Origin of the sequence: Paraburkholderia polaris (assembly GCF_012927345.1) — a bacterium.
Taxonomy (GTDB): domain Bacteria; phylum Pseudomonadota; class Gammaproteobacteria; order Burkholderiales; family Burkholderiaceae; genus Paraburkholderia; species Paraburkholderia polaris.
The window spans coordinates 1-26,787 of sequence record NZ_JABBGJ010000060.1; the positions used below are offsets into that span (position 1 = coordinate 1).

Consider the following 26,787-nt stretch of genomic DNA (forward strand, 5'->3'; position numbering starts at 1 on the left):
AGGTCGCGGCTGGCGGGGCTTTCACCACCACGCCACGCTGAGTATTGCCGCATATGGGTTTCTGATGGCCCAGCGACTCAGGATGGGATCAGGCAGCGGCGATAAAAAAAACTTCATCGAACGCGCGCTGCCTGCGCTTCCCGCGGATTACATCGCACGCGGCAGTCCAGCGCGCACAACGCCACGTTCCTGACTCCATCACGACGTTGCGTATCCTGCTCGGACTACGACTCACGCAACGTCTGCACCATTCATCGCAGCGATGGCACGAAAACTATGTGACACAGTAAGACTAACAATTCAAGGAAAGGCCAACGCCCCAGGCAAACAGACAAAGCGCCGCGCTGGCAACCAAATCAAGGAAAGGCCACCGCCACAGGCACACAGACGAACAAGCGCCGCGCAGGCAACCAGATCAAGGCAAGCCCACCGCCGCAGGGCAAACAAACGAACAACCGCCGAACAGGCAAAAACCCCCACCTCAAACAACAACCCCCTCCGCCGCAGGCACCCCCCCCAATGCATTGCGAATAGCCTCAGCCAGCTCAGCGGCTGCAAACTTCGCCACATATCCATTCGCCCCAGCATTCTTCACATGCGCCTCATTAGCGGCGCCGGTCAAAGACGAATGAATGATCACCGGAATATCCCGGGTCCGCTCGTCAGCCTTGATCTGCCGGGTCAACATGAACCCATCCATCTCCGGCATCTCGAGATCGGTCAACACCAGCGCAATACGGTCCCTCACCCGCGTGCCGGTCGACTGCGCTTCACGCGCGGCCTGCTGCAATGTATTCCACGCCTCCTCGCCGGTCTTGGTCATCACGTAGTCCGCGCCAATCGCGCTCAACGCCTGCTCAATCAGCTTGCGCGCAAAACCGGAATCGTCAGCGGCGAGAATCTTCGCGCCGCGGCGGATGCCAAGCGCTTCACCCACGGAGGTCGGGTCGACGCTCGGATGCTGTGACGGAAACACGTCGCGCAACACCTGCTCCACGTCGATCACCTGGGCGAGCCGCGAGTCGCCCGTGTTGCCGTCGATACGCGCGATGCTCGTCACCAGATTGCCCCCGGCCGCGCCTTCGGCGGATAGGACCTGATTCCATTCGAGCCGCACGATGTCATCGACTTCCTCGACCGCAAAAGCCTGCGTCGAGCGCGCGAATTCCGTCACCAGCAATATGTTCAAGCCACGCGTCGGCTCGCAACCCATCAGGCGCGGCAAATCGATCACGGGAATGATCTGCCCGCGAATGTCTACAGCCCCCATGACGTACGGCGAAGAACCGGCAATCGGCGTCACCGGCGGCATCGTCGAGATTTCACGCACCTTGAAGACGTTGATGCCGTAAAGCTCGTGCGCGTCGCTGCCAGGAACGGATCCCAGCCGATATAGCAACAACTCGAATTTGTTGGAGCTCGTCAGGTTGCTGCGTTCGTCGTTCGCGCGGTGGTCTACTGCCATCGAAACTCTCCAGGGATTGCGGTGCGAGTGGTGCGCCATGCATACCGTTCGTTCGGCCCTGGCGCGTGCCCTACCTTTTTGTTATCGGCGCAACAGCCGGAAAGTTCAGTGAATTCAGGCGGTTTACTGAGGCTTTCTGGTTAACACCCAGCCGCTATTCGAGGCAGGAAGAGGACGCAGCCTTACAGCAAAAGAAGGTAATTCGTATGAAGGTTACCTAACGTTACAGAAGCGACAGCATGGTTTCACATGCCAGGTAATGCGCCTCCTAGAATGCACAGCGATAAGAGCGCGGCGCCGTTAGCCAGTCGCAAGCAACTTGCAACGTATCAGTGCAATCGCATGCAGTGGCCAAGGCGCACGCGCATCGCAATCGTTTCGCTTCCACTCCAAGGAGAACGTATGAACCGCTTGCCTCTCGCCACCATCACCAGTGCCTGCATGGCGAGCCTTATGGTCGTCGCTACCGCAGCCAGCGCCCAGACCGCGCCGGCCGCTGCTCGTATTCATGCCGCCGACCAGGCTTTCATCACCGACGCCACCCAAGCTGTCGCCACGCAGCGCGACGCCGCACGCATCGCCACTTCGCGCTCCACCGACCGGGACGTGAAGGCATTCGCCGAGCGCGTGTCGAACGACAACGCGAAAATCTCGGACGCGCTGCGCGCCGCAAGCCCGCGTGGCGTCGACGTGCCGAAGAACGATCCGGACGCAGCGGTGCTCGCGAGCATCAATAACCTGCGTGGCGCCGACTTCGATAAGGCCTATATCGTGCAGGTCGCGCTTGCCGGCGACCAGAAAGCACTGTCGGCCTTCCAGGCGGAAATCGCCTCGGGCCGCGACGAACAATTGAAGGACGCAGCGAAGAAGGCACTGCCGACTATCCAGGAACATTACGCGATGGCTCAGGATCTTGCCAAGCGTAAGCATCTGACAGCCCAGTAAGCCGCACACCAGGTACAGGCTGGCGCAGTCTGAGCATCAAGTGCGCGTCACGTTGCGGTGTGACGCGCACCTCCAGGCGGGATATAAACGCCTTTGAAAGAGGCGCTTTCTAAGCGCGCCGCCAAAACCAGCAGCAATCCCTTCGCTCGCGGACATTCAAGGCCGCTTGCACACAGCAGACCGAAACCGTTCTTTTCGGCGATAATCGGCTTCTTTCTTTCAGGCTTGGCCTGCGCGGCCTCCGGCACGACTCAGGCAGCTCGAAAGCCGTTTCCCGATTTCACTCGCATTCAATCAAAGCTCACCTCATGAGCAAGCCTGCCAATCTCCCGCAACAGTTGGACCATATGCTTCGGCAGGCCGTCGCGCTTCAGCAGAACGGCGCATTCACCGGGGCTGAAGAACTCTACCGAGAGATTCTCGAACTCAAGCCACGCCATTTCGAGGCACTGCAATTGTTGGGCGCGCTCGCGCTGCAGGCGGGTCGTGTGCAAGAGGGCATCGAACTGCTCAAAAAGGCGCTCGCCATCAATGCGAAACAGGCGCCGATCCATTCGAATCTCGCCTATGCGCTCAATGCCTTGCAACGTTTCGAGGAAGCGCTCGTTAGCGCTAATCGTGCGCTCGCATTGCAGCCAAAATTCCCTGACGCACTGAACAATCGCGGCAACGCGCAAGCCGGCCTTGACTTGCCGCTGGAAGCGCTCGGCAGCTTTGATCGCGCCATCGCCTCGATGCCGGATTTCGCGCAAGCCTGGAACAATCGCGCCTGCGTGCTGCGCGATCTGGGCCGTCCCGCCGAAGCGCTCACAAGCTGCGATCACGCGCTCGCATTGCAGCCGAACTATCCTGACGCATGGAGCAATCGCGGCAATGCGCTTAGCGATCTGAACCAGCCGCACGAAGCGCGGCAAAGCTATCAGCGCGCGCTCGAACTCGCCCCTGCGTTTGCCGATGCCTGGAACAACCTCGGTCTGACCCAGATCGATCTCGATGAGCACGCGCAAGCGTTGCAGAGCTACGAGCGCGCGCTGGCCGTGAACCCCACCGCTGCCGAGACGCATTGGAACCAGTCGTTGTGTCTGTTGCAACTGGGACAGCTGGAAGCGGGATGGAAGGAATACGAATGGCGCTGGGAGCGTAGCCGGATCAAAGCAGGCAGACGCACCTTTGCGCAACCGCTTTGGCTGGGCGATTTTTCAATCGATGGCAGAACGATTCTGCTACACGCTGAGCAGGGTCTCGGCGACACGCTGCAGTTTTGCCGCTATGCCGTGATGGTGTCGAAGCTTGGCGCAAAAGTCGTGCTCGAAGTACCACCCGAATTGATGCGGCTAATGTCCACGCTCGACGGTGTGGATCAATTGGTCGAAGCGGGGCACGCACTGCCGCCGTTCGATTGTCACTGCCCACTGTTGAGTCTGCCGCTCGCGTTCAAGACCGACCTCGCCAGTATTCCGTCAAAGACGCCTTATCTGTTCACCGATCCGCAAGCAACGCGTGAGTGGCACGAGCGTATCGCGGCACAAGCGGAAGGGCGCTTGAAGGTCGGGCTCGTCTGGGCTGGCGGAAATCGGCCGCATGTCGCTGAGCTCCGCAAGAACGACGCGCGCCGTTCAATGACATTCGAGCGGCTCGCACCGATTCTCGATGTGCCGAACGTGCAGTTCTTCAGCCTGCAAAAGGGAGCGGCTGCGCGGCAATTACCGCACAGCGATTCGTGCCCCAACGTCGTCGACTACACGGAAGAACTCGAGGACTTCGCCGACACGGCTGCGCTGGTGGCAAACCTTGATCTGGTGATATCGGTGGATACATCCACCGCGCATCTGGCTGGTGCGCTGGACAAGCCGGTATGGATTCTGAACCGCTTCGACACGTGCTGGCGCTGGATGCTGGGACGCACCGATACACCCTGGTATGCGCAAGCGAGATTGTTCCGGCAGCCGGCATTGGGTGATTGGGACACCGTGATTCGAAATGCACGTGACGCGCTGGCCGCATTGAGCGCCGCGGGAAAACCTCCGGCGCACTGAAGATAAAGCCCTGGCTGTACGTTAGCTGGATAGGTCGGCGCTGCAAGCTTCACTTCGTTGCCATGACGGCGCTCTTTGACCGGCGCGACATCCTTCAGCACTATGCGAGCCACTCGGCACGTTTGCCCAGACGCGCGTAGACTGAATGTCCGTTTTATCGACGGCTAGGCCACGGAGATTCATCAATGGAATACAGACATCTGGGTGCATCCGGTTTCAAGGTGCCGGTACTGAGTTTCGGTACGGGCACATTCGGCGGCAAGGGCGAATTTTTTCAAGCGTGGGGCGCCACCGACGTGGCCGAAGCGCGTCGCCTGATCGACATCTGTTTCGATGCGGGTGTCACGATGTTCGACAGCGCGGACATCTATTCAAGCGGCGCTTCCGAGTCGGTGCTCGGTGAAGCGCTCAAGGGCAAACGCGACAAAGCGATCATCTCGACCAAGGCGACCTTCCGTTTCGACGACGGTCCGAACAATGTCGGCTCGTCGCGCTTTCATCTGATCCAGGCGGTGGACGCGGCGCTCAAACGTCTGCAAACCGATTACATCGACCTGTTTCAGTTGCACGGCTTCGACGCGAAGACGCCTGTCGTCGAAGTCATGTCGACGCTCGACGATCTGGTGCGTGCCGGCAAGATCCGCTACACCGGCGTGTCGAATTTCTCCGGCTGGCATCTGATGAAATCGCAGGACACCGCGGATCGTTACGGCTATCCGCGCTATGTCGCGAATCAGACGTACTACTCGTTGATCGGCCGCGATTACGAGTGGGAATTGATGCCACTCGGCGTCGATCAAGGCGTGGGTGCGGTGGTGTGGAGTCCGCTCGGCTGGGGGCGTCTCACCGGCAAGATCAAGCGCGGTCAGCCGTTGCCGGAAACGAGCCGTCTGCATAAAACCTCCGACATGGGGCCGCCGGTGCCGGACGAGTATCTGTTCCGCGTACTCGACGCCATCGACGAGGTCGCAGCCGAAACCGGCAAGACCGTGCCGCAAATCGCGCTGAACTGGCTGCTGCAGCGGCCTACCGTATCGACAGTGCTGATCGGCGCGCGCAACGAAGAGCAGTTACGACAGAACCTCGGCGCAGTGGGCTGGAATCTGACGCCCGAACAGGTCGCGAAACTCGACGCTGCCAGCGCTGTGCGGCCCGCGTATCCGTACTGGCATCAGGAAGGATTTACGGAGCGTAATCCGAAGGCGGTTTAAGCGCGCTTCTTTGGCGTTTGCACAGAGTAACAACCCGCTCCGGCTCGACTGCTATTTGACGAGTTCGGCCGGAGCGGCGAACAGTTCGCTGTAATAGCGGCGACCCGCATCGAGATGTGGGTCGAATGCGAAACCTTGTTCGAGCATCGCGTCAAAGTCGGCGCGTTCGATCTTCATCACATAGCTGTGTTCGGTCGTGACAAGGCTGCATGGCCGATCGGTCACAGCCACGCTAAACCATTTTCCCGCACTCGCATGGCCCGCCGGATACGACTGTTGGCCGTATTCGATTTGCCAACCGCCGTCCAGAAGAATCCATATGCCTTGATCGCTCGCGGTGCCGCGTGCGCTGCTGTCGCATTGCGTGACCACCGTGGCGGGTTGCGCTTCCCATTCATGCGAATGGCCAATCACCCAACGCAGTTGTTCGGTCGTCAGGCTCGTGAAAAAGGGCGTGTGCTTTAACAAATGAAGGTAAGTCACAGAGGGTTTCATTTCTGTACTCCGCGTGGTGACGGACGCGTCCGGCGACTGTGGCTTTGCATCGCAAGCGGCGATCAGAAACGGCAGCAGCACGGCGCAGGCGACCAGGATTGAGGGTTTCATGAGCGTGTGGGTTCAAAGCGGGAAAGGAACGGCGGGACGTCAAGGTTCATCAATGACCCTTGGCGGTCCTCACGGTCATGCTTGATCAACGCTTGATCTTCGCTTCGAGCAGATCGCCCATGCCGATCCGCTTGGCGAACTCGATGCGCACGCGCTCCGAGACTTCGAGCACTTCACGCGCGCCGTCACCGACGAAGTCGATCACCGAGCGCATCGGCCGCTCACCCGAAGGCAACGCGATGATCCGCACGATTTCATCGGCCACCGCCTGCGGCTCGGCGTCGTCCGGTGTGAGTTCGGACAGACGCTCGCCGATCTGATCCATCACGCCGTCATAGCGTGCATACGCGGCGGCGCGTTCCGCATCGGCAGGTTTGCCGGCGCTCGGAAAATGTGCGGTGCCGCGAGTGAACGCGCCCGGCACCACGATCGAGGTTTCGATACCGAAGCGCGCGATTTCGTAGGCGAGGGTGACCGCCAGGGAATCCATCGCGGCCTTTGCCGCACCGTAGGGGCCGAGGAAGGGAGGAAAGCCGCCCTTGGTTGTCGTGCTGCTGATCCACAACATCAGGCCGGCTTCCTGCTGGCGCAGATACGGCAACACCGCACGATTCACCCGCTGCGCACCGAACAGGTTGGTGTCGAACACCTTCACCATTTCCTCGGGCGTGAACGCTTCAGTTGGACCGACCACCAGATGGCCCGCGTTCTGCATCACCACGTCGAGCCGTCCTTGCTCGCGTTGGATTGTCGCGGCGGCGGCATCGGCGGACTCTTGCGACAACACGTCGAGTTCGAGCGGATGCAACTGGATGTCCTTCGCTTTGGCGAGCGCCCGCATTTCGTCGGCGCGCGGCTTGTTGCGTCCTTCGACATCGCGCATCGTCGCGTAGACGATATGGCCGGCCTCGGCCAAGGATTGCGCGGTGAGCTTGCCGATGCCCGTACCTGCGCCCGTAACCAGGATGACGTTCTTCTGCATTTTTCTTCTCCGATTCGTGAAAGTAATACGACGTTTAAACGTGCTGTGAGAAAGGCTCTGTACGCGTTTTCAAGCTGGGTTAAGCGACGCCGCCGTTGGCGCGCAGGATCTGGCCATTGACCCAGCCTGCATCCGGGCCGGCGAGGAAGGACACCACCGAAGCGATGTCATCCGGCTGGCCGAGGCGTTGCAGCGGCGGCATCTTGGCGAAGGTCTGGATCTGTTCTTCGGTCTTGCCGTCGAGGAACAGCGACGTCGCGATCGGACCCGGCGCAACCGCGTTGACGGTGATGTTGCGACCGCGCAATTCCTTGGCGAACACGTGTGTGAAGGCTTCGACGGCGGCCTTGGTGCCGTTGTAGATCGCATAGCCCGGCATGTTCAACGCCAGCGTCGTGCTCGAGAAGTTGACGATGCGTCCGCCGTTGTTCATCCGTGCGGCCGCTTCGCGCAGGGTGTTGAAGGTGCCGCGCACGTTGATATCGAAGGTCTGGTCGTACAGGGCGTCGCTGGTGTCGGCGAGCGGCACCGTCTTGAGCACGCCGGCGTTGTTGATCAGCGCGTCCACTTTGCCGAGTTGCTGTTCGGTGGTCTCGAACATGCGACGCACGTCGTCGGCTTTCGAAACGTCGGCCTTCACTGCGATGGCCTTGGTGCCTGCCGCCGTGAGTTCGGCGACGAGCGCATCGGCCTCCGTCGAACTCGACGCGTAGTTGACGGCGACCGCGAAACCGTCCTTGGCGAGGCGTTGCGCAACCGCTGCGCCGATGCCACGGGATGCGCCGGTAACGATGGCGACTTGAGCGTTCTTGATCGTGTTCATGATTCGTTTCCTTCTGTGTGGTGGGTTGGTGAGATGAATCATGGTCGCTTTCGTCGCTGAGATAATCAGGTTAGACTTGCCATCATCATTCCATTTGCTTTAACAATTGGCCGGCGAGCCGCCGAATCGCCGGCCCGGCACAAAGGCATCAACCATGGATCGTTTCGAGGAAATGCGGGTGTTCATACGGATCGCCGAGCGGCAAAGCTTCACGCGCGCTTCGGACGATCTGCAGATTCCGCGTGCCACGGTCACCAACCTGATGAAACGCATGGAGAAGCGGCTCGGTGCGCGGCTTCTCGAGCGCACCACGCGCACGGTCCGGCTTACGCACGACGGCGAGGCGTATTACCGTCGCTGCGTGCGGCTGATCGCCGATATGGAGGAGGCGGAGGGCTCGTTTTCCAACCTCGCGCCGAAGGGCCTATTGCGCGTAAATCTGCAGGGCACCTTGGCGCGCCACTTCGTCGTGCCGGCGCTGCCAGCGTTTCTCTCGCAGTTTCCCGACATTGAATTGACGATCGGCGACGATGATCGCCTGGTCGATCTGGTGCGGGAGGGGATCGATTGCGTGTTGCGGGCGGGAAATCTGCAGGATTCGTCGATGGTGGGGCGGCGCGTTGCGCAGTTGCCGCAAGTGACGGTGGCGAGTCCGGCTTATCTGGAGGCGTATGGCGAGCCGGCCGATCCGGCGGCCTTATCCACGCATCGTGCGGTCAATTACCTGTCCAGCGCGACCGGCAAGCCGGTGCCGCTCGAATTCAGCGTCGACGGCCGCGAGACGGCGACGTATCTGCCGTCGGCGGTATCGGTGACCGGCGCCGATCTCTACACAGGCTCGGCGGTGGCCGGGCTCGGCATCGTGCAGGTGCCGCACTATCGCGTGGCGCGAGAACTGGCGGCGGGGCAACTGAAGATCATTCTCGCGGACTTCCCGCCGCCGCCGATGCCGGTTTCGGTGCTCTATCCGCAGAATCGCCAGTTGTCGTCGCGTGTGCGGGTGTTTGCGCAGTGGTTGCGCGATATTTTCGAGGCGGCCGGGGCACAGACGGGTTCGCGGTGAACGCGTGAGTCCGCGGCAGGCGTGCGGCGCATCGCACATGGCGCGTGCTGCAATGGTGGCTTGAACAATTGCGGTAACCGCGATTGGCGAAGCGTCTGGTGTGCGACGTGGATAGGGCAATTGGCGCGTAATGCGCGAGCGGTTCGTGCTTTCGTGTAAGTCGCGCTGCGTATCGTGGGATCATACGTGTCGTGCTGAGCGATATTGCTTCTTGCACGGTACGGAATAACAGGAGCAGGACGATGATTGATGGACTGGTGGGCGGGCGCTTGTACGGCGAGGCGCAAATTCGCACGGGGCAGAATGGCAAGCGCTTTGTGACCTGCAAGGTACGGGCAACCACCAATGATGGCGATACGATTTTCGTCAATGTAATTGCGTTTGATGATGACGTGCAGACGGCGCTGCTTGCTCTGGCTGACGCGGATAGCGTCGCGCTTAGCGGGACGTTGACGCCCAAGGTTTGGACCGACAAGAATGGCTTGATCAAACCGGCTATGGATATGGTCGCCCACAGGCTTCTGACGGCTTACGAGGGGCGCCGCGAGGGCGGCGATTGAGGTGTGTTTGCCTTACCGGGGCCCACTCCCGGCCTCGCCAAGATACTCAACGAACCGATCCGCGACAGGCTCCGAGTCGCCGCCCCTTCGCAATAGCAAAACCTGCGACAGAAGCGTCTCGCCCTGCAAGGGCAAAAAGCAAACCCGTGGATCCTGTACCTGCCGCAAGGTGAACGGCACCAACGCCACGCCCATCCCAAACCCGACCATCGTCACCACGGTCTGCCACAACCGCGCCTCATGGCGAATCAAAGGACTGAACCCGGCCCCAACACATTGCGCAATGATCAGGTCGTGATAATGCGGCGACACCGTGCGCGGAAACAGAATAAACGGCTCCTGCGCCAACGCCCGCAGATCGACCTTGCGCTTTCGCGCCAGCGGATGATCGACCGGTAAGCAACACAGAAACGGCTCGGAAAAGATCGGCGTCGAAACCACATCCGACGGAAAATTGCCCCAATGCGCGCAGCCCATGTCGATCTGCATCCGCTGGATCGCATATACCTGTTCGCTGGTGTTCATCTCCTTCAGGACGATTTCGACACCCGGGTAGTCAGCCTCGAAGCGGCTCACCGCCTGCGGCATACCGCGGTACAACATCGAATTCACGAAGCCGATCCGCAAACGGCCCGCCAACCCGTGCGCCGACCGAACCGTGATGCGTTCGGCCTCGCCGGCCTGCAGCAGCAAACGGCGCGCCTCGCCCAGCAGCACCTGCCCCGCGTTCGTCAGCGCAACCGTCTTGTTGGTGCGCGCGAGCAGTTGCACCCCCAACTGGTCCTCGAATTTGCGGATGTCGAAACTGAGCGCCGGTTGCGAAATGAACAGCCGCTTGGCCGCGCGGCCGAAATGCAATTCCTCGGCGACCGCCACGAAATAGCGTAATTGCTTCAGGTCCACGGCAGTCTCCGGTTCTTTTATCGATAAGCTACGTCTATCGTACCGGATATAAGTTGTATTAGACGATTATCGAAGCCGCTTCTATGCTCCTTCCACAAAGGAGACAAGCATGAGCGAAATCACCGCGCAGTCGGCACACGGCTCGTCCAACATCCCCGACAGCCGGGGCATCAACTTCTTCCATAGCGACCCCGACCTGGCCGGCTTGCTCAAACTGCATCTCGGCGACGCGCTGTATCAGGAACTCGAAAGCCAACTCGTTTCGCTAGGCCAGCGGGCGTCCGACGAACTTGACGTCTGGGCGCTGTCCGCCGACAAGAATCCGCCGCAATTGCGGCATCGCACGCGGCGCGGAGAAGCGCTGCAAAGCATCGACAAACATCCCGATTACGTGGCGCTCGAACGGGTGGCCTACGCCGAATTGGGTCTGGCGTCGATGAGCCACGCCACCCGCGAAGGTAAGAAAGCGCCGCCGCCGCTGGTTAAATATGCGTTGACGTTCCTGTTCGTGCAGGCGGAATTCGGCCTGTGCTGCCCCGTCAGCATGACCGATTCGCTCACACGTACGCTGCGCAAATTCGGTGCGCCCGAACTGGTCGCGCGCTTTCTGCCGATGCTGGCTTCGCGCGATTTCGACACGCTTTTTCAGGGCGCGATGTTCATGACCGAGCAGGCGGCGGGCTCGGATGTTGCCCGTATCGCGACGCGTGCAGCGCTCGAAACCGGTGTGAACGGTGAGGAAGCGTGGCGTCTGTACGGCGACAAATGGTTCTGCTCGAATGCCGACGCGGATCTCGCGATGGTGCTCGCGCACGTGGACAATGCGCCGGCCGGCATCAACGGCCTTGGGCTGTTCCTGCTGCCGAAGACCTTGCCGGACGGCTCGCGCAACAGCTATCGGATCGTGCGTTTGAAGGACAAGCTCGGCAGCCGTTCGATGGCGAGCGGCGAGATCGTGCTGGAAGGCGCCGTGGCATATCTGATCGGCGAAGTGGGGCGCGGCTTTCACCAGATGGCCGACATGATCAACATGTCGCGTCTGTCGAACGGCGTGCGTGCGGCGGGCTTGATGCGCCGCGCGCTGACCGAGGCGCTGCACATCGCGCGCAATCGCGAAGCGTTCGGCCGCAAGCTGATCGATATGCCGTTGATGCAGCGGCAATTGCTCAAAATGATGCTGCCCGCGGAGCAAGCTCGCTCGATGTTCATGCAGATCGCTTTGCTGCTCGAAAAGGCCGACGCCGGCGATCGGCAGGCGGCGAAATGCGTGCGCATCCTCACGCCGTTGATCAAATTCCGCGCGTGCCGCGATGCCCGCCGAGTGACCGGCGACGCGATGGAAGTGCGCGGCGGCACGGGCTACATCGAAGAGTGGAGCGACGCGCGTCTCGTGCGCGACGCACATCTCGGGTCGATCTGGGAAGGCACCAGCAACATCGTCGCGCTCGATGTCGCGCGCGCGGCCAAACGCGACGGCGCGCTCGAACCGCTGCGCACGTATCTGCACGATCTGCTCGGCGCGTCCGGTTTGCCTGCCGAGAGTCTCACGGTGCTGCGTTCGACCTTGACGCGCGCTTGCGATGCGCTTGCGAGCGTCGCCGATTCCGACCGCGATGAATCGGTCAGGCAAGCGGGTACGGCTTTGTATCACGCGAGCACGGCTGTACTCATGGCCTGCGAAGGCGTGCGCCTCGCGCCGGATTTCCGGCGTCTCGCGTTGAGTCATCTGGTGTTGCGGCACAAGTTGCTGCCGTACGATCCGCTCGACGTGCAGACGTCTTCGGATGACAGCGACGTCATTGATGCGCTGGTTAACGCCCGCGGCGTTACGCTCGACCAGGCGCTGCGAGTGCTGTCGGCAGGGAGCGCGCAATGACCGAACATGTGAACAACGGCACGCAGGCAACGCAGGCAACACAGGCAACGCAAGCAACGCAAGCAACGCAAGGCGCTTTACAAGGCATCAAGGTCATCGACCTCAGCCGCGTGCTCGGCGGCCCTTACTGCACGCAAGCGCTGGCCGATCACGGCGCCCAGGTCATCAAACTGGAACCGCCCGGCGGCGACGAAACGCGCGGCTGGGGGCCGCCCTTTTACGGTGACACCGCGTGGTACTTCGCCGGCGTCAACCGTAACAAGCAGGGCATCGCGGTCGATCTGTCGTGTGAAGAGGGCCGGGACATTCTGTGGAAGCTGCTCGAAGACGCCGACGTGCTGGTCGAAAACTTCAAGCCCGGCACTCTCGCACGCTGGGGCATGGACTATGAGCGCGATTTGCGCGAGCGTTTCCCGAAGCTGATTCATTGCGCGGTATCGGGCTTCGGTCCCGACGGCCCGCTCGGCGGCTTGCCCGGCTACGACGCGGCGATTCAGGCGATGACCGGCTTGATGAGCGTGAACGGTGAACGCGACGGTCCGGCCACGCGCGTCGGCTTGCCGGTCGTCGACATGGTGACCGGTTTGAATGCGCTGGCCGGCATTCTGCTGGCGCTCGCCGAGCGCACGAAAAGCGGGCGAGGCCAATCGATCGATATTGCGCTGTACGACTGCGGCGTGTCGCTCTTGCATCCGCATCTGCCGAACTATTTCGGCTCGGGCCGCACGCCTCAGCGCAGCGGCAACGCGCATCCGAACATCACCCCTTACGACAGCTATCGCACCTCGACTGCGCCGATCTTTCTTGCCGTCGGCAATGACCGGCAGTTTGCTCGGCTGTGCGCGCATCTCGGCGCGCCGGAACTCGCGGACGATCCACGCTACGTGGACAACCGCAGCCGCTGCGCGCATCGCGAGCCGCTCAAGGCCGCGCTCGAAGCTTTGCTTGCCTCACACGATTGCGAGCCGCTCGCTCAGGCATTGATCAATGCAGGCGTGCCGTGTGGGCCGGTGCAAACCGTCGACGTTGTCGCGCGTCATCCGCATACGCTGCATCGCGGCATGGTGATCGAGATGGGCGAGTATCGCGGCACAGCGTCGCCGATCAAATTGTCGCGCACGCCAGCCACTTATCGCAGCGCACCGCCGACGCTCGGCGGTGACACACGCAACGTACTCGACGCACTGGGCATCGACGCTGCAACCCAGCAACGTTTGCTCGAAGCGGGCGTGCTGAAAGCCTAAGCGTAAGCAGGCAGTTTTCCGGTGACGGCACGAAGAAGCCGCGCCATCCAGAAGAATGACCTTGGAGACGAAAGACATGAATCGCGAGCCAGACGACCTCGCCGCAGGGCGGCAACCCACCCGCGCCGCAGCAGCGGCATTTGTCGGTACTACGATTGAGTGGTACGACTTTTATATCTACGCCACAGCGTCCGCGCTGATTTTCGGCAAGCTGTTCTTTCCGGGTAGCGACCCGTTCTTCGCTACGCTGGCTTCGTTCGGTACTTTCGCGGTGGGCTTTTTCGCGCGGCCGTTCGGCGGCCTTGTGTTCGGCCACCTCGGCGACCGCATCGGCCGCAAGAAGGCGCTTGTGGCGACGCTGGCGATCATGGGCGTCGGCACGGTCGGCATTGGTTTCCTGCCGACGTATGCGAGTGCCGGGGTATGGGCGCCGGTGTTGCTGGTGCTGCTGCGCGTCGCGCAGGGTATCGCGATCGGCGGCGAGTGGGGTGGCGCGGTGCTGATGGCAAGCGAACATGCGCCGCAGGGACGGCGTACTTTCTTCGCCTCGTTTGCGCAACTGGGCAGTCCGGCGGGGCTGATCCTGTCGCTGCTCGCGTTTCGCGCGGTGGCGTCGATGGATAAGGACGCGTTTCTCAGCTGGGGCTGGCGTCTGCCGTTTCTCGCAAGTGCGGTGTTGCTGGTGGTGGGTTTGCTGATCCGCGCAGGCGTCGACGAATCGCCCGAATTCAAGGCACTCAAAGCGCAACGGCGAGTGGCGTCATTACCGGTCGCCGAGGTGGTGCGCGACGCGTGGCGCACGGTGTTGTTGTGTCTTGGCGCGAATGTGATCGGCGTCGCCGGTGCGTGGTTCGTCAATACATTCATGCTGAATTACACGACGCAGACGCTTGGGCTCGATCGTTCGCTGATTCTCGATTGCCTGTTCGTGGTGGCGTTTATTCAGTTGTTCACGCAACTGGGTTCCGGGTGGTTCGCGCAACGGATCGGTACCGGAAGGTTTTTGAAGGGCGCGGCGGCGTTGGCGATGCTTTCGCCTTATCCGATGTTCGCGCTGGTCTCGACCGGGCGGCCGGTGGCGATTGTGGTCGGCATCGCGCTGGCGGTGATGTGCATGTCGAGTTCTTATGCGGTGATGGCCGGGTTTATGTCGACCGCGTTCGCGGTGAGAGTCAGGTACTCGGCTATTTCATTGTCTTACCAGGTGTGCGCCGCACTGGCCGGCGGCTTGACGCCTTTGATCGGAACGTTGCTCGCGCATCGATATCCGGGAGCATGGTGGCCGTTGGCGGTGTTTTATAGTTGCCTGGCTGGCGTCTCGCTGGCGTGTATCAGCACGTTGGAGCGCCGCAAGCGAGGCGCGGCGCGAGGTGTCGTCGAAGTGGCCTAGGTTTAAGTACTTTGCCGTGCGATGCCTGTTTGTCCGACTGCCGCGAACAAGGGCAGCGCCAATCAACCCATAACAAAACGGGGATAGGCATCGTCGTAGGCAAACATTCAGTAAGCGTCCTGCCAGGCATAAACCCGCTATTTCATGGTTAACAACATCCTGAATCCCTAAAAGCGTCCTAATATCGAGGCGAAATGAAAAACGACAGGGGAAGCCATCATGTATCGTCATCGTTCGCTGGGTGTAGTGACAGGCGCGTCGCCGCTCGCCGGCGTCGACGTGTTGAGCAGGATGACCACAGCCTGGCGCCGTCCCGGTGCGGCTAAGCCGTTCGATTTCGTCCTCGAGCAGCAATCGTGGCAAGGGCCGGCTTCCCTAAGCGCAGCGAGTGCGTCATTCAAGATCCACGTGTTCGACACGATTCGCACCTTCGAGAAGCGCGGCGTCGACGCGATCGTCTTGCCGTGCTTCCTCAGTCACACCTTCATCGACGAACTCTCGGCGAACGTGACTCTGCCGATCGCCAACATCATGGCTGCGCTCGTCGCGCATGTGCGCCAAGCGTTTCCGTCGGTCCGCCGCATCGGTGTGCTGACTTCCGACGCGATCCGCGCTAACGGCCTTTTCGAACGCCATTTCGACAGTGCGCAGTTCGACGTGTTGCATCCGCGTAACGAAGCGGGCGTCGATCGCGTAACGAGCGCCGTGTATGGCGACGAAGGCATCAAAAGCGGCCATCTGTCCGGCCGGCCAGTCGAGTTGTTGCGCGCGGCTTGCGCGGACCTCATTGCGCAAGGCGCGGAGATCATCGTGCCCGGGCTCGCCGAAATCCCCTTGGTGGCGCGCGTGATCGGCACGCTGGAAGTGCCGTTCGTCGATACCAATCTGGTCTACGCGCGCTACGTCGCGGCGGCGCACTATGCGCAGCCGGAGCGGCGTTTCAAGGTAGGCGTGCTGGGTGGTGTCGGCCCGGCGGCGACTGTCGATTTCATGGCGAAACTGGTGCGCAACACGCCGGCCGCGCGTGATCAGGACCATATCAAAGTGATGGTCGAGCAGAATCCGCAGATTCCGGACCGCACTGAAGCGCTGCTCGGCCGTGGCGACGATCCGACGCTCGCGCTCTACGCCGCCTGCAAAACGCTCGAAGAGGGCGGCGCCGACCTCATCGCGATTCCGTGCAATACGGCGCATGCGTTCGTGGAACGGATTCAGCCGTCGTTGACCATTCCGATCGTCAATATGCTGACCTGTACCGCGGATTATCTGCGCGAGGCCTTCCCGAGCCTGCGTGAAGTCGGTGTGCTGGCCACCTCGGGTACGCTTGCCAGCCGGGTCTACGAGAAGGCGCTCGAAGCGTGCGGCTTCGTGCAGATCGCGCCGGCCGAGGCTGCTCAGGCCCGGCTCATGAATGCGATTTACGGACCGCGCGGCGCCAAGGCGGGTTACACGTCGGGCGAGTGCTGCGACGACGTCGCCGCGGCGGTCGACGACCTGGTCGCGCAAGGCGCGCAGGTGATCGTGCTGGGCTGCACCGAGTTGCCGCTGCTGCTGCACGGTTCCACGCTGGCACGGCCAGGTGGTCTGGTGGTGCGGCTGGTCGATCCGACCGAGGTGTTGGCGAGACGTTGCGTGGCTTATGCGCTGGGCGAACACGCAGCGACGCAGGCCGCTTCGGAACCGGCGGCGCCGGCGACAGGCCGGCTTAGCGTGGAAAGCGTCTACGGCTAGCCCTGGCCGGCCCGGGTTAGACCGGGCGACCTGGCTAGATCCGGCCGACCCAGCGCTTTCCGCTGCACTCCACCGCGAAGCCTTGCAATTTCCACCCTCCGTCGCCATTTTCTGACTGCTGCGCGCTTCCTCCTGATACGGCACAACGCTTGCTGATCAGCCGATCGGGGCGCGCTCAGCGTCGCTATTCACGGCTCGCAGCGCTGCGCAAGCGCAACCGTGCCGTGTCATGGAAAACTGTATAAATATACAGTATAGTATCCCCTTACAACCCGGCCTTTGGCGTGTCCTTCCGCTAGCCGGGTGTCCCGAACTTGCGCGGTCGCGAGGCGTCCGTGAGAGGTGGTCCACTCATTCAGACGGTCGGAAAAATTGGCATCTAACGGAATTATCCGCATTCGTGGCGCGCGCCAGCACAACCTGAAGAACGTCGATCTCGACGTACGAACCGGCGAAATGACAGTCGTCACCGGGCCGTCCGGTTCCGGCAAATCGAGCCTCGTGTTCGATACGTTGTACGCGGAAGGGCAGCGGCGCTACGTCGAAACCTTCAGCGCCTATGCCCGGCAGTTTCTCGACCGCATGGACCGGCCGCAAGTCGACCGGGTCGACGGCGTACCGCCCGCTATTGCGATCGACCAGACCAACCCGGTGCGCAGCTCGCGCTCCACCGTCGGCACCATGACGGAACTCAACGATCACCTGAAGCTGCTCTACGCGCGCGCGGCCGAACTGTTCGATCGCAAGACCGCGCTGCAGGTGCGCCACGACACGCCCGAAACGATCTATGCGGAACTGCTCGAGCGTACGGCGGAGCACGAGCCGCGGCTGGTCGTCACGTTTCCGGTCGAGTTGCCGGAGACGGCGTCCGAGCAGGAAGTGGAGCAATGGCTGTCCGCGAGCGGCTACACGCGTGTACAGGCGCAGCGCGAAGTCGATTCGCCCACCGGCAAGCGCAAGCTGCTCGACGTGGTGGCCGACCGCTTCCGCTTGCGCTCGGTCGACAAGCAGCGCGTGGTCGAAGCCATCGAGGCATCGCTCAAGCGCGGTGGCGGCCGCGTCAACATCTACGTGCTGCCTGCCACGCCGGACGCGCCGGAAGTAACGCTTGATACGAATCCCGCCGAACCGCAAATCTGGCGCTTCTCCACCGGCCTGCACAGTCCGGAGAGCGATCTGCGCTATGCGGATCCGCAGCCGGCACTGTTCTCGTTCAACTCGGCTTACGGCGCGTGCGAGGTCTGCCGCGGTTTCGGCCGTGTGATCGGCGTCGACCTCGGTCTGGTGATTCCCGACGCGCGCAAGACGCTGCGCGACGGCGCGATCAAGCCGATGCAAACGCCGGCCTGGAAGGAGTGCCAGGACGACCTGATGCGCTACGCGGCGAAAGCCGATATCCGCCGCGGCACGCCTTGGGGCGAGTTGACGGACGCCGAGCGCGACTGGGTCATCAACGGTTCGCCGGACTGGAACGGCAAGTGGCAAAGCCATTGGTACGGCGTCAAACGCTTCTTCGAATACCTCGAATCGAAAGCGTACAAGATGCACATCCGCGTGCTGCTGTCGAAGTACCGCAGCTATACGCCGTGCGAAACCTGTGGCGGCGCGCGTCTGAAAACAGAATCGCTGTTGTGGCGCCTCGGCAGCAAGCAGAATGCGGACGAGGTGCTGGCGCCCGAAAAGCGCTTCATGCCGCGCGGTGTCGAATGGACGCGCACGCAACTCGAGTCCTTGGCGGGTCTGACCGTGCACGATCTGATGCTGATGCCGATCGAGCTCATCCGGCGTTTCTTCGACGAGATCAGCCTGCCGAGCGCACTGCTTGACGACGCACTCAAGCTGTTGCTTGCCGAAGTGCGCACGCGGCTCAAATATCTATGCGATGTCGGCCTCGGCTATCTGACGCTCGACCGGCAAAGCCGCACGTTGTCGGGTGGCGAGGTGCAGCGGATCAACCTGACCACGGCGCTCGGCACGTCGCTGACCAAAACCCTGTTCGTGCTCGACGAGCCGAGCATCGGCCTGCATCCGCGTGATCTGAACCGGATCGTCGAGGCGATGCATCGGCTGCGCGACGCGGGTAATACGCTGGTGGTGGTCGAACACGATCCCTCGGTGATGCTCGCGGCTGATCGTCTGATCGACATGGGCCCGGGGCCGGGCGAGCGGGGCGGCTCGATCATTTACGACGGCGCGCCTGAGGCAATCCGCTCGTCCGGCACGCTGACCGGCGAGTACCTGGGTGGTCGCCGGCATGTGGCGGACGCGGCGCACTGGTCGCAACGTCCGGTGGATGACAGCACGCCGCGCATCGTGCTCGAAGGCGCAACCGAACATAATCTGCGCGACGTCACGGTCGAGATTCCGCTGCAGCGGCTCGTCTGCGTGACAGGCGTGTCGGGCTCCGGCAAGTCCACGTTGCTGCAGGACGTTTTGTATCCGGCCATGGCGCGGCACTTCGGTCTGGCCACCGAATCGCCCGGCGCATTCAGGAGCCTGACGGGCGCCGACCAGGTCACTGACGTGGTATTCGTCGACCAGTCGCCAATCGGCAAGACCGCGCGCTCGAATCCGGCCAGCTACGTTGGCGCATTCGACGAAATCCGCAAGCTTTTCGCCAAGGCGCCGCTCGCGCAGCAACGCGGCTACGGCCCTGGCATGTTCAGCTTCAACTCCGGCGACGGGCGCTGCCCGACCTGCGGCGGCTCGGGCTTCGAACACATCGAAATGCAGTTCCTGAGCGACGTCTATCTGCGCTGCCCGGACTGCGATGGGCGCCGTTATCGCGCAGAACTATTAGAAGTGAAAATCGAGCGCGGCGAGCCGGCGCGTGCCTTGAGCATTGCCGACGTGCTGGAATTGACGGTGAGCGAAGCCACTGCCTACTTCGAAAAGGATGCCGAAGTATTGCGCGTGTTGCAGCCAATCGTCGACGTGGGCCTCGAATACGTGAAGCTGGGCCAGCCGGTGCCCACGCTATCCGGCGGCGAAGCGCAGCGGCTCAAGCTGGCCGGCTTCCTCGCGGAATCGGCGCAGGCGCGCACCGCGCGCAGCGCGAAGCAGCCGGTCGCAAAACGCCTGTTCATGTTCGACGAACCGACCACCGGCCTGCATTTTGACGACATCGCCAAGTTGATGCAGGCGTTCGGCAAACTGCTGGCGAGCGGACATTCGCTGATCGTGATCGAACACAATCTCGACGTGATCCGTGCGGCCGATTGGCTGATCGACCTCGGTCCTGAAGGCGGCGACGGCGGCGGCAGGGTGCTGTGCGCGGGCACGCCGGAAGACGTCAAGCTGTGCCCGGAATCGCATACCGGCGAGGCGCTGCTGCAATACGACCGCGCCATGAACGCGGCGGCCGAACCGGCGTCGCAGGGCATTCCGCTGCAAAAGGCGTTGAGCGCGGCGCGTGCACGGCGGGCAATTGAAGGCGAGGACGTGGTGCGCATCGTCAATGCGCGCGAACACAATCTGAAAGCGTTGGACGTGGACATCCCGCACGGCAAATTCAACGTGATTACCGGCGTGTCCGGTTCGGGCAAGTCCACGCTGGCGTTCGACATTCTGTTCCACGAAGGGCAGCGCCGTTACCTCGAATCGCTAAACGCGTATGCACGTTCCATCGTGCAGCCGGCCGGGCGGCCCGAGGTTGACGCGGTGTATGGCATTCCGCCCACCGTCGCGATCGAACAGCGTTTGTCGCGCGGCGGTCGCAAGAGTACCGTGGCGACCACGTCCGAAGTGTGGCACTTCCTGCGCCTGCTGTATGTGAAGCTCGGTCTGCAACATTGCATTCACGACGGCACGCCGGTCACGTCGCAAAGCGTCGAATCGATTGCGGCGCAATTGCTGCGCGATCACAAAGGGCAGCACGTCGGCTTCCTCGCGCCACTGGTCGTGAACCGCAAGGGCGTCTATACCGATCTCGCCAAGTGGGCGAAAGCGCGTGGCAATACGCATCTGCGTGTGGACGGCGAGTTCGTGCCGGTGGACCCGTGGCCGAAGCTCGATCGGTTCCGCGAGCACACCATCGAGCTGCCGGTGACCGACCTCGTCGTGTCGCCGAACAACGAAGCGGAACTGCGTCAGGCGCTCGGCCAGACGCTGGAAATCGGCAAGGGCGTCATGCATCTGCTGGCGCCGCTCGACGGTTTGCACGACGCGATCAGCGGCGGCCGTCCCACGGCCAAACTCGGCATGGTGAAGGTACTGTCTACCAAGCGCGCCTGCCCGGTATGCGGCACGAGCTATCCCGAACTCGACCCACGCATGTTCTCGTACAACAGCAAGCATGGCTGGTGTACGACATGCGTCGGCACGGGCCTCGCGTTGACGCGTGAACAACGCGCGGCGTACGACGATACGGTGATCGTCGACGACAATCGCGGCCGCGAGCAGAGCTTGCCTTCCGAGGAGCAGGAGCCGGATGGGCTCGTCGACGAGCCGTGTGCGGATTGCGCCGGTACGCGTCTGAACCCAACCGCGCGTGCGGTCACGTTCGGCGAGCAGGCCATCGTCGACGTCGCGCAATGGACGGTGTCAGACACGCGCGCGTGGATCGACACCTTGGAGATGAGCGGTCGGGACGCGGAAATCGCGCGGGACGTGGTCAGCGAAATCGGCAGCCGCCTGCAATTCCTGGAAGAAGTCGGGCTCGGCTATCTGAGCCTCGATCGCGCGGCGCCGAGCCTGTCGGGCGGCGAAGCCCAGCGCATCCGGCTCGCCGCACAACTGGGCAGCAACCTGCAAGGCGTGTGCTACGTGCTCGACGAGCCGACCATCGGTCTGCATCCGCGCGACAACCAGATTCTGCTCAACGCCTTGCGCAAGCTGGGGGAAAAGGGCAATACGCTGGTGGTGGTCGAGCATGACGAGGACACGATTCGGCGTGCTGATCACATCATCGATATCGGGCCGGGCGCGGGCAAGCGCGGCGGCACGTTGGTCGCGCAGGGCAGCGTGGCCGATCTGTCGGCGCAGCCCGATTCGCTGACCGGGCAGTTCCTCGCCCATCCGATCGTGCATCCGTTGCAGCCGCGCCGCGAAGTGGTTGCGCCGACCAAACGCGCAGCCGCGGTGCCGGAGAACTGGCTGACGGTGCATGGTGGCAAGCTGCACAACCTGCAGAACGTCACCGTCGGCATTCCGCTTTCACGGCTGGTGGCGGTGACGGGTGTGAGCGGTTCGGGCAAGTCGACGCTCGCCCGCGACGTGCTGATGGCCAATTTGCTGGATGCGGTGGGGCGCTCGGTGCTGTCGTCGCCGGCCACGCGGCGTGCGCGTGCGGCGGCCGAGACCCAGCCGGCGGCGAACCGGCGCTCGAGCGTGTTGGCGCGCACGGCGCCGCGTGCACCGCTGAACGTCACGCATGCATGGCAGGGGTGCGATGCGATCACCGGTTGGGAAACCATCGACCGTGTGCTCGAAGTCGATCAGACACCGATCGGCAAAACACCGCGGTCTTGTCCGGCAACCTACATCGGTGTGTGGGATGCGATCCGCAAGCTGTTTGCCGGCACGCTCGAAGCGCGCGCGCGTGGCTATACGGCATCGCGTTTCTCGTTCAACACGGGCGAAGGACGTTGTCCTGCTTGTGAAGGGCAGGGCGTGCGCACCATCGGCATGAGCTTCCTGCCCGACGTAAAGGTGCCGTGCGACGTTTGTCACGGGCAACGCTTCAACCCGGAGACACTGGCGGTCACGTGGCGCGGCAAGAATATCGGCGACGTGCTGACCATGGAAATCGATGAAGCCGTCGAGTTCTTCGCGCCGATTTCGAACATCGCACATCCATTGCAATTGATGAAAGATGTCGGGCTCGGTTATCTCACGCTTGGGCAACCGTCGCCTACGTTGTCGGGCGGCGAAGCGCAGCGTATCAAGCTCGTCACCGAGTTGAGCAAGGTGCGTGACGACATCACACGGCGTGGTCAGAAGCCGCCTCACACGCTGTACGTGCTGGACGAACCGACTGTCGGTTTGCATATGGCGGACGTCGCCAAGCTGATTCGCGTGCTGCATCGTCTCGCGGACGGCGGCCACAGCGTCGTTGTCATCGAGCATGATCTCGACGTGATTGCCGAGGCGGACTGGATCATCGATCTCGGTCCGGAAGGTGGCGCGGGTGGCGGCACAATTGTCGCCGCTACGGACCCCGAAGGACTGTCCCGCGTCGCCGCCAGCCACACCGGTGCAGCATTGCGTTCCGTACTCGCGCGAACGCAGAGCGACACGACGGTGATCGCGGGCGAAGGAACCAACGGTTGAGGCAGTGGAGCGGCGCAGCGGACTTTGCGCTGCGCCGCTCTGGTCGTCCAGGCCGGTGAGTCGCACGCGCCCGAGTTACTCGCAACCAACTGCCACTTGAATGCCATCAACGTGTTGTCGAGGTGCCCGGCATGTCAAAGCCGGGCATTACCGATATCGTCGGCTATATGTAATTATTAAGAATGTTTTTGTAATTGTATAAATGGCGTAATTGAAATGCGTATCTAGAGTGTCGTAAATACCGCGAAAAAGAGTTTCAAACGTTGTTTTCCTTCTGCTATCTTCTCGCCGTCGACGTTGGCCCCGAGCCGGCGCTCGATCATAACGTTAGACGACCCGTTCGCGATCCGCTCCGCTCGCCGTGCAACCATCGCGAAAGGCCGCCCGTCGGGCTTTTGCGCCACGTACTGCCGGTGATTCGTCGACAGTTCATGCCCTGCCCCGGAAGCCCGCAATAGCGGCTGCGTCCCAATTTTTGAGCCGCAAAAGGCGTGCTCGCATCTGTTCGAGACACGCTTATTCTTTTAAAGCGACGCGAATACGGCATTAGTTAGAGTGCTCTCTCTAAACTTAGTATGCTCCCATCAAAAAAAGTTTGACCGTGCATTTTTTGTCCTGCTATTGTTGCCTCCCATGAAACGCAGGTGACAATCGCGCAAAAAGTTCAGGAGCCGCAGCGCGCTCCGATCAAATTGTCTCCAGCTGTTCGTGCCAGACGGAATTGAGCGGGTCGAAATTAATCTATTAGTAGTTCTACTTAGATGCGCGTTCGGCTCGTGTGAAGTGCTGCCGCGGCGTCTCACAGCCGTATCTGTGCCATCGCACCAGGGTTGGGCCATGCAGCATAAATTTTGGACTGCAAATAAAAGGCATGAGCGATGGATGTGATTGTCTGAAGTGAATGTTGTTTGACGTATGTAAGCGCGCTGCAGTTACAGAAATGGACGGTTCACGCCGGAGGAGTAAAGGTGGGTACGAAAGTCGAAGGGCAATTTCCGGCAGCAACGGCCCGTATGCAGAGGCCAGGACGCCCGCGTGAGTTTGGGCGCAAGCAGCAAAACCCAGTACGCCGCTTCGGCGGTATCGCAGTTGTTTTGCTCCTGCACGTCGTGCTGATCTACGCACTCATCAATGGCCTTGCCACCAAGGTCGTGCAGGTCATTCAGCATCCTATCGAAACGAAAATCATCGAGCCGGTCAAGCCGCCGCCTCCGCCGCCGTTGCCCACCGTGCAATTGCCGCCGCCGAAGTTCGCACCGCCGCCGCCGCCGTTCGTGCCGCCGCCGGAAGTGCAGGTGCAAACGCCGCCTCAGCCGACTATCACGCACCAGGCCGCACCGGTCGTTTCGGCACCCGCCGTAGCGCCCGCACCGCCGGCACCGCCCGCGCCGAGCAAGCCTGTGAGCGCCGAAGTAGGCGTTGTGTGCCCGAACTCGGATCAGGTTCGTTCGTCGATCCGCTATCCGAAGGAAGCGCAGGAAAACAACGTGACGGGTGATGTGCTCATTGAATTCGTAGTCGACCCGCAGGGCCATATTACGAATGAACGTGTTGCCAAGTCGGCGGACGATTCGTCACTCGATCGCGCTGCCTTCAACGCGGTCAAGCAGTTCACGTGCGTTTCCCAAGGCCAGGCTGTCCGTGTGCAAGTTCCGTTCTCGTTTAACCTGAACTGAAACCCACAGGCTGTTCGGTACCGGTAGCGATTTATCAGTCTTGGTTTAGAAGTTGTACTAATGAACTTGGAGCAGGCATGAAGAAGCGTACTCTCGCCGCATTGGCGGCAACCATGTTGTTCGCCGTAACCACGGTGGATACCTTTGTGGCACCGCATATGGCCCACGCGCAAGCTAGCGACGCTACCGCGTCGGCTGCGGCGCCCGCCACCGCCGCACCGCAAACGGCCGGCTCGGCCGCTGACGAAGCCGTGCCGCCGCCGCAGCCGGCCACGTCCGAAACCGTCAACAACCCGTACGGGCTGGGCGCGCTCTGGAAGAACGGCGATTTCGTTGCACGCTTCGTGCTGATTCTGCTGGTGCTCATGTCGATGGGCAGCTGGTACATCATGATCACCAAATTCTTCGAGCAATTCCGTGCGAACCGTCGTGCAAAGAGCGCTGACGAACAACTGTGGACCGCGCCGTCGCTGGTCGAAGGCGCGAAGCTGCTCGACGAAGCGTCGCCGTTCCGCTTCATCGCCGAAACGGCCATCGAGGCAGGCGAGCATCATGACGAAGCACTGCTCGAAGCCGTCGACCGCAACACGTGGATCGATACGTCGGTCGATCGTGCTATCACCAACGTGTCGAATCGTCTGCAAGACGGCCTGGCTTTCCTCGGTACGGTCGGTTCGACAGCGCCGTTCGTCGGTCTGTTCGGTACGGTGTGGGGGATTTATCACGCGCTGACGGCAATCGGTATCGCCGGCCAGGCTTCGATCGATAAGGTCGCGGGCCCGGTGGGCGAGGCGCTGATCATGACCGCGATCGGTCTGGCTGTGGCCGTGCCGGCCGTGCTCGGCTACAACTTCCTGGTTCGCCGCAACAAGTCGGTGATGGAGCGTGTTCGTGCATTCGGCGCGCAACTGCACACCGTCCTGCTCGCCGGCAGCCGGCGTTCGGCACGCGCTTCGGCTCGTGAAGCATCGCTGGTCCAATAAGCGGAGTCCGTCATGGCTATGAGCGTTGGGCAGGAAGACAACGACGAGGTCATCTCCAGTATCAACACCACGCCGCTCGTCGATGTGATGCTGGTCCTGCTGATCATCTTTCTGATCACGATTCCGGTGGTGACGCATACGGTGCCGGTGCAGCTGCCGAAGGAGACGATCCAGCCGCTGCAGACCACGCCCAAAAGTATCGTCATTGCGGTCAACCGCGACGGCGATTTCTTCTGGAACGAAAAGCAGGTGGATGCGCCTACGCTGCTGGCACGGCTGAAAACCGTGTCGGTCATGACGCCGCAACCGGAAGTGCACGTGCGCGGCGACCAGAGCACGCGTTATGAATTCATCGGCCGTGTCATTACCGAGTGCGAGCGCGCCGGTATCGCCAAGGTTTCGTTTATTACTGAGCCGCCCGCGCGCGGCGGCTAGCTTTGCATGGGATCGGACTAAGTGCTGTGCATGGGACCAGAGTAAGCGCTAAAGCGCCGACTCTGGCCGACAGCTGAAGCACCAAGTCCGATCGACAGCTTTGCATGGGACCACAGTAAGCGCTAAAGCGCCAACTGTGGTCGACAGGAGGTGATCATGGGAATGAACGTATCTTCAGGCGGCGGTAGCGCTGAACCGGATGTGATGGTCGATATCAACACCACGCCACTGATCGACGTGATGCTGGTGTTGCTGATCATGTTGATCATCACGATTCCGATCCAGACGCATGCCATCAAGATGAACTTGCCGGTCGGCAATCCGCCGCCGCCGATCACGCAGCCGGAGGTGGTGCAGATCGATATCGACTTCGACGGCACCACGACCTGGAACGGCCAGCCGGTGCCGGACCGGGCGGCGCTCGAATCCAGGCTTGCCCAGGTGGCGGCGGAGCCGGTTCAGGCGGAGATCCATCTGCGGCCTAACAAGCTGGTGCCGTACAAGGATGTCGCAGCAGTGATGGCATCCGCGCAACGACTGGGCGCGACGAAAATCGGCCTGATCGGCAACGAGCAGTACATGCAATAG

The 26,787-nt window shown here is 61.9% G+C and carries 19 protein-coding genes and 1 pseudogene; 15 read left to right on the plus strand and 5 right to left on the minus strand.

Annotated features, from left to right (window positions below):
- A pseudogene (locus HHL24_RS38470) lies at positions 1-193 on the plus strand (IS701 family transposase); the annotation flags it as partial.
- A 288-nt stretch (positions 194-481) separates the two neighbouring features.
- On the opposite strand, the gene HHL24_RS38475 reads toward HHL24_RS38470, so the two are convergent.
- The gene (locus HHL24_RS38475; RefSeq protein ID WP_169490536.1) at positions 482-1,465 is read right to left on the minus strand and encodes a chemotaxis protein; all 984 of its coding nucleotides are present in this window, start codon (positions 1,463-1,465) and stop codon (positions 482-484) included.
- A gap of 402 nt (positions 1,466-1,867) precedes the next feature.
- On the opposite strand from HHL24_RS38475, the gene HHL24_RS38480 reads away from it, so the two are divergent.
- The 3 genes from HHL24_RS38480 to HHL24_RS38490 all read left to right on the plus strand — a co-directional run bounded on the left by HHL24_RS38480 (position 1,868) and on the right by HHL24_RS38490 (position 5,657).
- Positions 1,868-2,410, plus strand: coding sequence for a DUF4142 domain-containing protein (locus HHL24_RS38480; protein ID WP_169490537.1), 543 nt, complete (start codon positions 1,868-1,870; stop codon positions 2,408-2,410).
- 308 nt (positions 2,411-2,718) lie between these two features.
- A complete protein-coding gene (locus HHL24_RS38485) occupies positions 2,719-4,446 on the plus strand; it encodes a tetratricopeptide repeat protein (RefSeq protein WP_169490538.1) in 1,728 nt (575 codons plus the stop codon).
- A 185-nt stretch (positions 4,447-4,631) separates the two neighbouring features.
- Positions 4,632-5,657 carry an aldo/keto reductase gene (locus HHL24_RS38490; RefSeq protein WP_169490539.1) on the plus strand — a complete coding sequence of 342 codons (1,026 nt, stop codon included), beginning with the start codon at positions 4,632-4,634 and terminating at the stop codon, positions 5,655-5,657.
- A gap of 51 nt (positions 5,658-5,708) precedes the next feature.
- Here HHL24_RS38490 and HHL24_RS38495 read toward each other — a convergent pair whose 3' ends face one another.
- The 3 genes from HHL24_RS38495 to HHL24_RS38505 form a co-directional block, all read right to left on the minus strand.
- Positions 5,709-6,263 carry a cyclic nucleotide-binding domain-containing protein gene (locus HHL24_RS38495; RefSeq protein WP_169490540.1) on the minus strand — a complete coding sequence of 185 codons (555 nt, stop codon included), beginning with the start codon at positions 6,261-6,263 and terminating at the stop codon, positions 5,709-5,711.
- 85 nt (positions 6,264-6,348) lie between these two features.
- Positions 6,349-7,245 (minus strand): SDR family oxidoreductase, encoded by an 897-nt coding sequence (locus tag HHL24_RS38500; RefSeq protein ID WP_169490541.1) that lies wholly within the window; start codon positions 7,243-7,245, stop codon positions 6,349-6,351.
- Positions 7,246-7,324: 79 nt separating this feature from the next.
- On the minus strand, positions 7,325-8,068 hold the full coding sequence (locus HHL24_RS38505; protein ID WP_169490542.1) for an SDR family oxidoreductase: 744 nt from the start codon (positions 8,066-8,068) through the stop codon (positions 7,325-7,327).
- Between the two features lie 154 nt (positions 8,069-8,222).
- Here HHL24_RS38505 and HHL24_RS38510 point away from each other — a divergent pair, with 154 nt between their 5' ends.
- Both HHL24_RS38510 and HHL24_RS38515 read left to right on the plus strand, forming a co-directional pair.
- Positions 8,223-9,131 carry a LysR family transcriptional regulator gene (locus tag HHL24_RS38510; RefSeq protein ID WP_169490543.1) on the plus strand — a complete coding sequence of 303 codons (909 nt, stop codon included), beginning with the start codon at positions 8,223-8,225 and terminating at the stop codon, positions 9,129-9,131.
- A gap of 242 nt (positions 9,132-9,373) precedes the next feature.
- Positions 9,374-9,691, plus strand: a complete 318-nt coding sequence (locus HHL24_RS38515; RefSeq protein WP_169490544.1) for a single-stranded DNA-binding protein — start codon at positions 9,374-9,376, stop codon at positions 9,689-9,691.
- A gap of 12 nt (positions 9,692-9,703) precedes the next feature.
- Here the strand turns inward: HHL24_RS38515 and HHL24_RS38520 are convergent, their stop codons facing one another.
- Complete coding sequence (locus tag HHL24_RS38520) at positions 9,704-10,594, minus strand: LysR family transcriptional regulator (protein WP_169490545.1); 891 nt, start codon at positions 10,592-10,594, stop codon at positions 9,704-9,706.
- 109 nt (positions 10,595-10,703) lie between these two features.
- Here HHL24_RS38520 and HHL24_RS38525 point away from each other — a divergent pair, with 109 nt between their 5' ends.
- The 9 genes from HHL24_RS38525 to HHL24_RS38565 all read left to right on the plus strand — a co-directional run bounded on the left by HHL24_RS38525 (position 10,704) and on the right by HHL24_RS38565 (position 26,787).
- Complete coding sequence (locus HHL24_RS38525) at positions 10,704-12,470, plus strand: acyl-CoA dehydrogenase family protein (protein WP_169490546.1); 1,767 nt, start codon at positions 10,704-10,706, stop codon at positions 12,468-12,470.
- Positions 12,467-13,714 carry a CaiB/BaiF CoA transferase family protein gene (locus HHL24_RS38530; protein ID WP_206003202.1) on the plus strand — a complete coding sequence of 416 codons (1,248 nt, stop codon included), beginning with the start codon at positions 12,467-12,469 and terminating at the stop codon, positions 13,712-13,714. The genes HHL24_RS38525 and HHL24_RS38530 overlap by 4 nt, the downstream gene beginning before the upstream one ends.
- 76 nt (positions 13,715-13,790) lie before the next feature.
- Positions 13,791-15,104, plus strand: a complete 1,314-nt coding sequence (locus HHL24_RS38535; RefSeq protein ID WP_169490547.1) for an MFS transporter — start codon at positions 13,791-13,793, stop codon at positions 15,102-15,104.
- A 219-nt stretch (positions 15,105-15,323) separates the two neighbouring features.
- Positions 15,324-16,835 carry a cysteate racemase gene (cuyB, locus tag HHL24_RS38540; RefSeq protein WP_169490548.1) on the plus strand — a complete coding sequence of 504 codons (1,512 nt, stop codon included), beginning with the start codon at positions 15,324-15,326 and terminating at the stop codon, positions 16,833-16,835.
- 372 nt (positions 16,836-17,207) lie between these two features.
- Positions 17,208-23,105 carry an excinuclease ABC subunit UvrA gene (gene uvrA, locus HHL24_RS38545; protein ID WP_169490549.1) on the plus strand — a complete coding sequence of 1,966 codons (5,898 nt, stop codon included), beginning with the start codon at positions 17,208-17,210 and terminating at the stop codon, positions 23,103-23,105.
- 1,013 nt (positions 23,106-24,118) lie between these two features.
- Positions 24,119-24,781: an energy transducer TonB gene (locus HHL24_RS38550; protein WP_169490568.1), complete on the plus strand. Its 663-nt coding sequence runs from the start codon at positions 24,119-24,121 to the stop codon at positions 24,779-24,781.
- A gap of 77 nt (positions 24,782-24,858) precedes the next feature.
- Positions 24,859-25,764, plus strand: coding sequence for a MotA/TolQ/ExbB proton channel family protein (locus HHL24_RS38555; RefSeq protein WP_169490550.1), 906 nt, complete (start codon positions 24,859-24,861; stop codon positions 25,762-25,764).
- Positions 25,765-25,776: 12 nt separating this feature from the next.
- Positions 25,777-26,199 (plus strand): ExbD/TolR family protein, encoded by a 423-nt coding sequence (locus tag HHL24_RS38560; RefSeq protein WP_169490551.1) that lies wholly within the window; start codon positions 25,777-25,779, stop codon positions 26,197-26,199.
- A gap of 156 nt (positions 26,200-26,355) precedes the next feature.
- Complete coding sequence (locus HHL24_RS38565) at positions 26,356-26,787, plus strand: ExbD/TolR family protein (RefSeq protein WP_169490552.1); 432 nt, start codon at positions 26,356-26,358, stop codon at positions 26,785-26,787.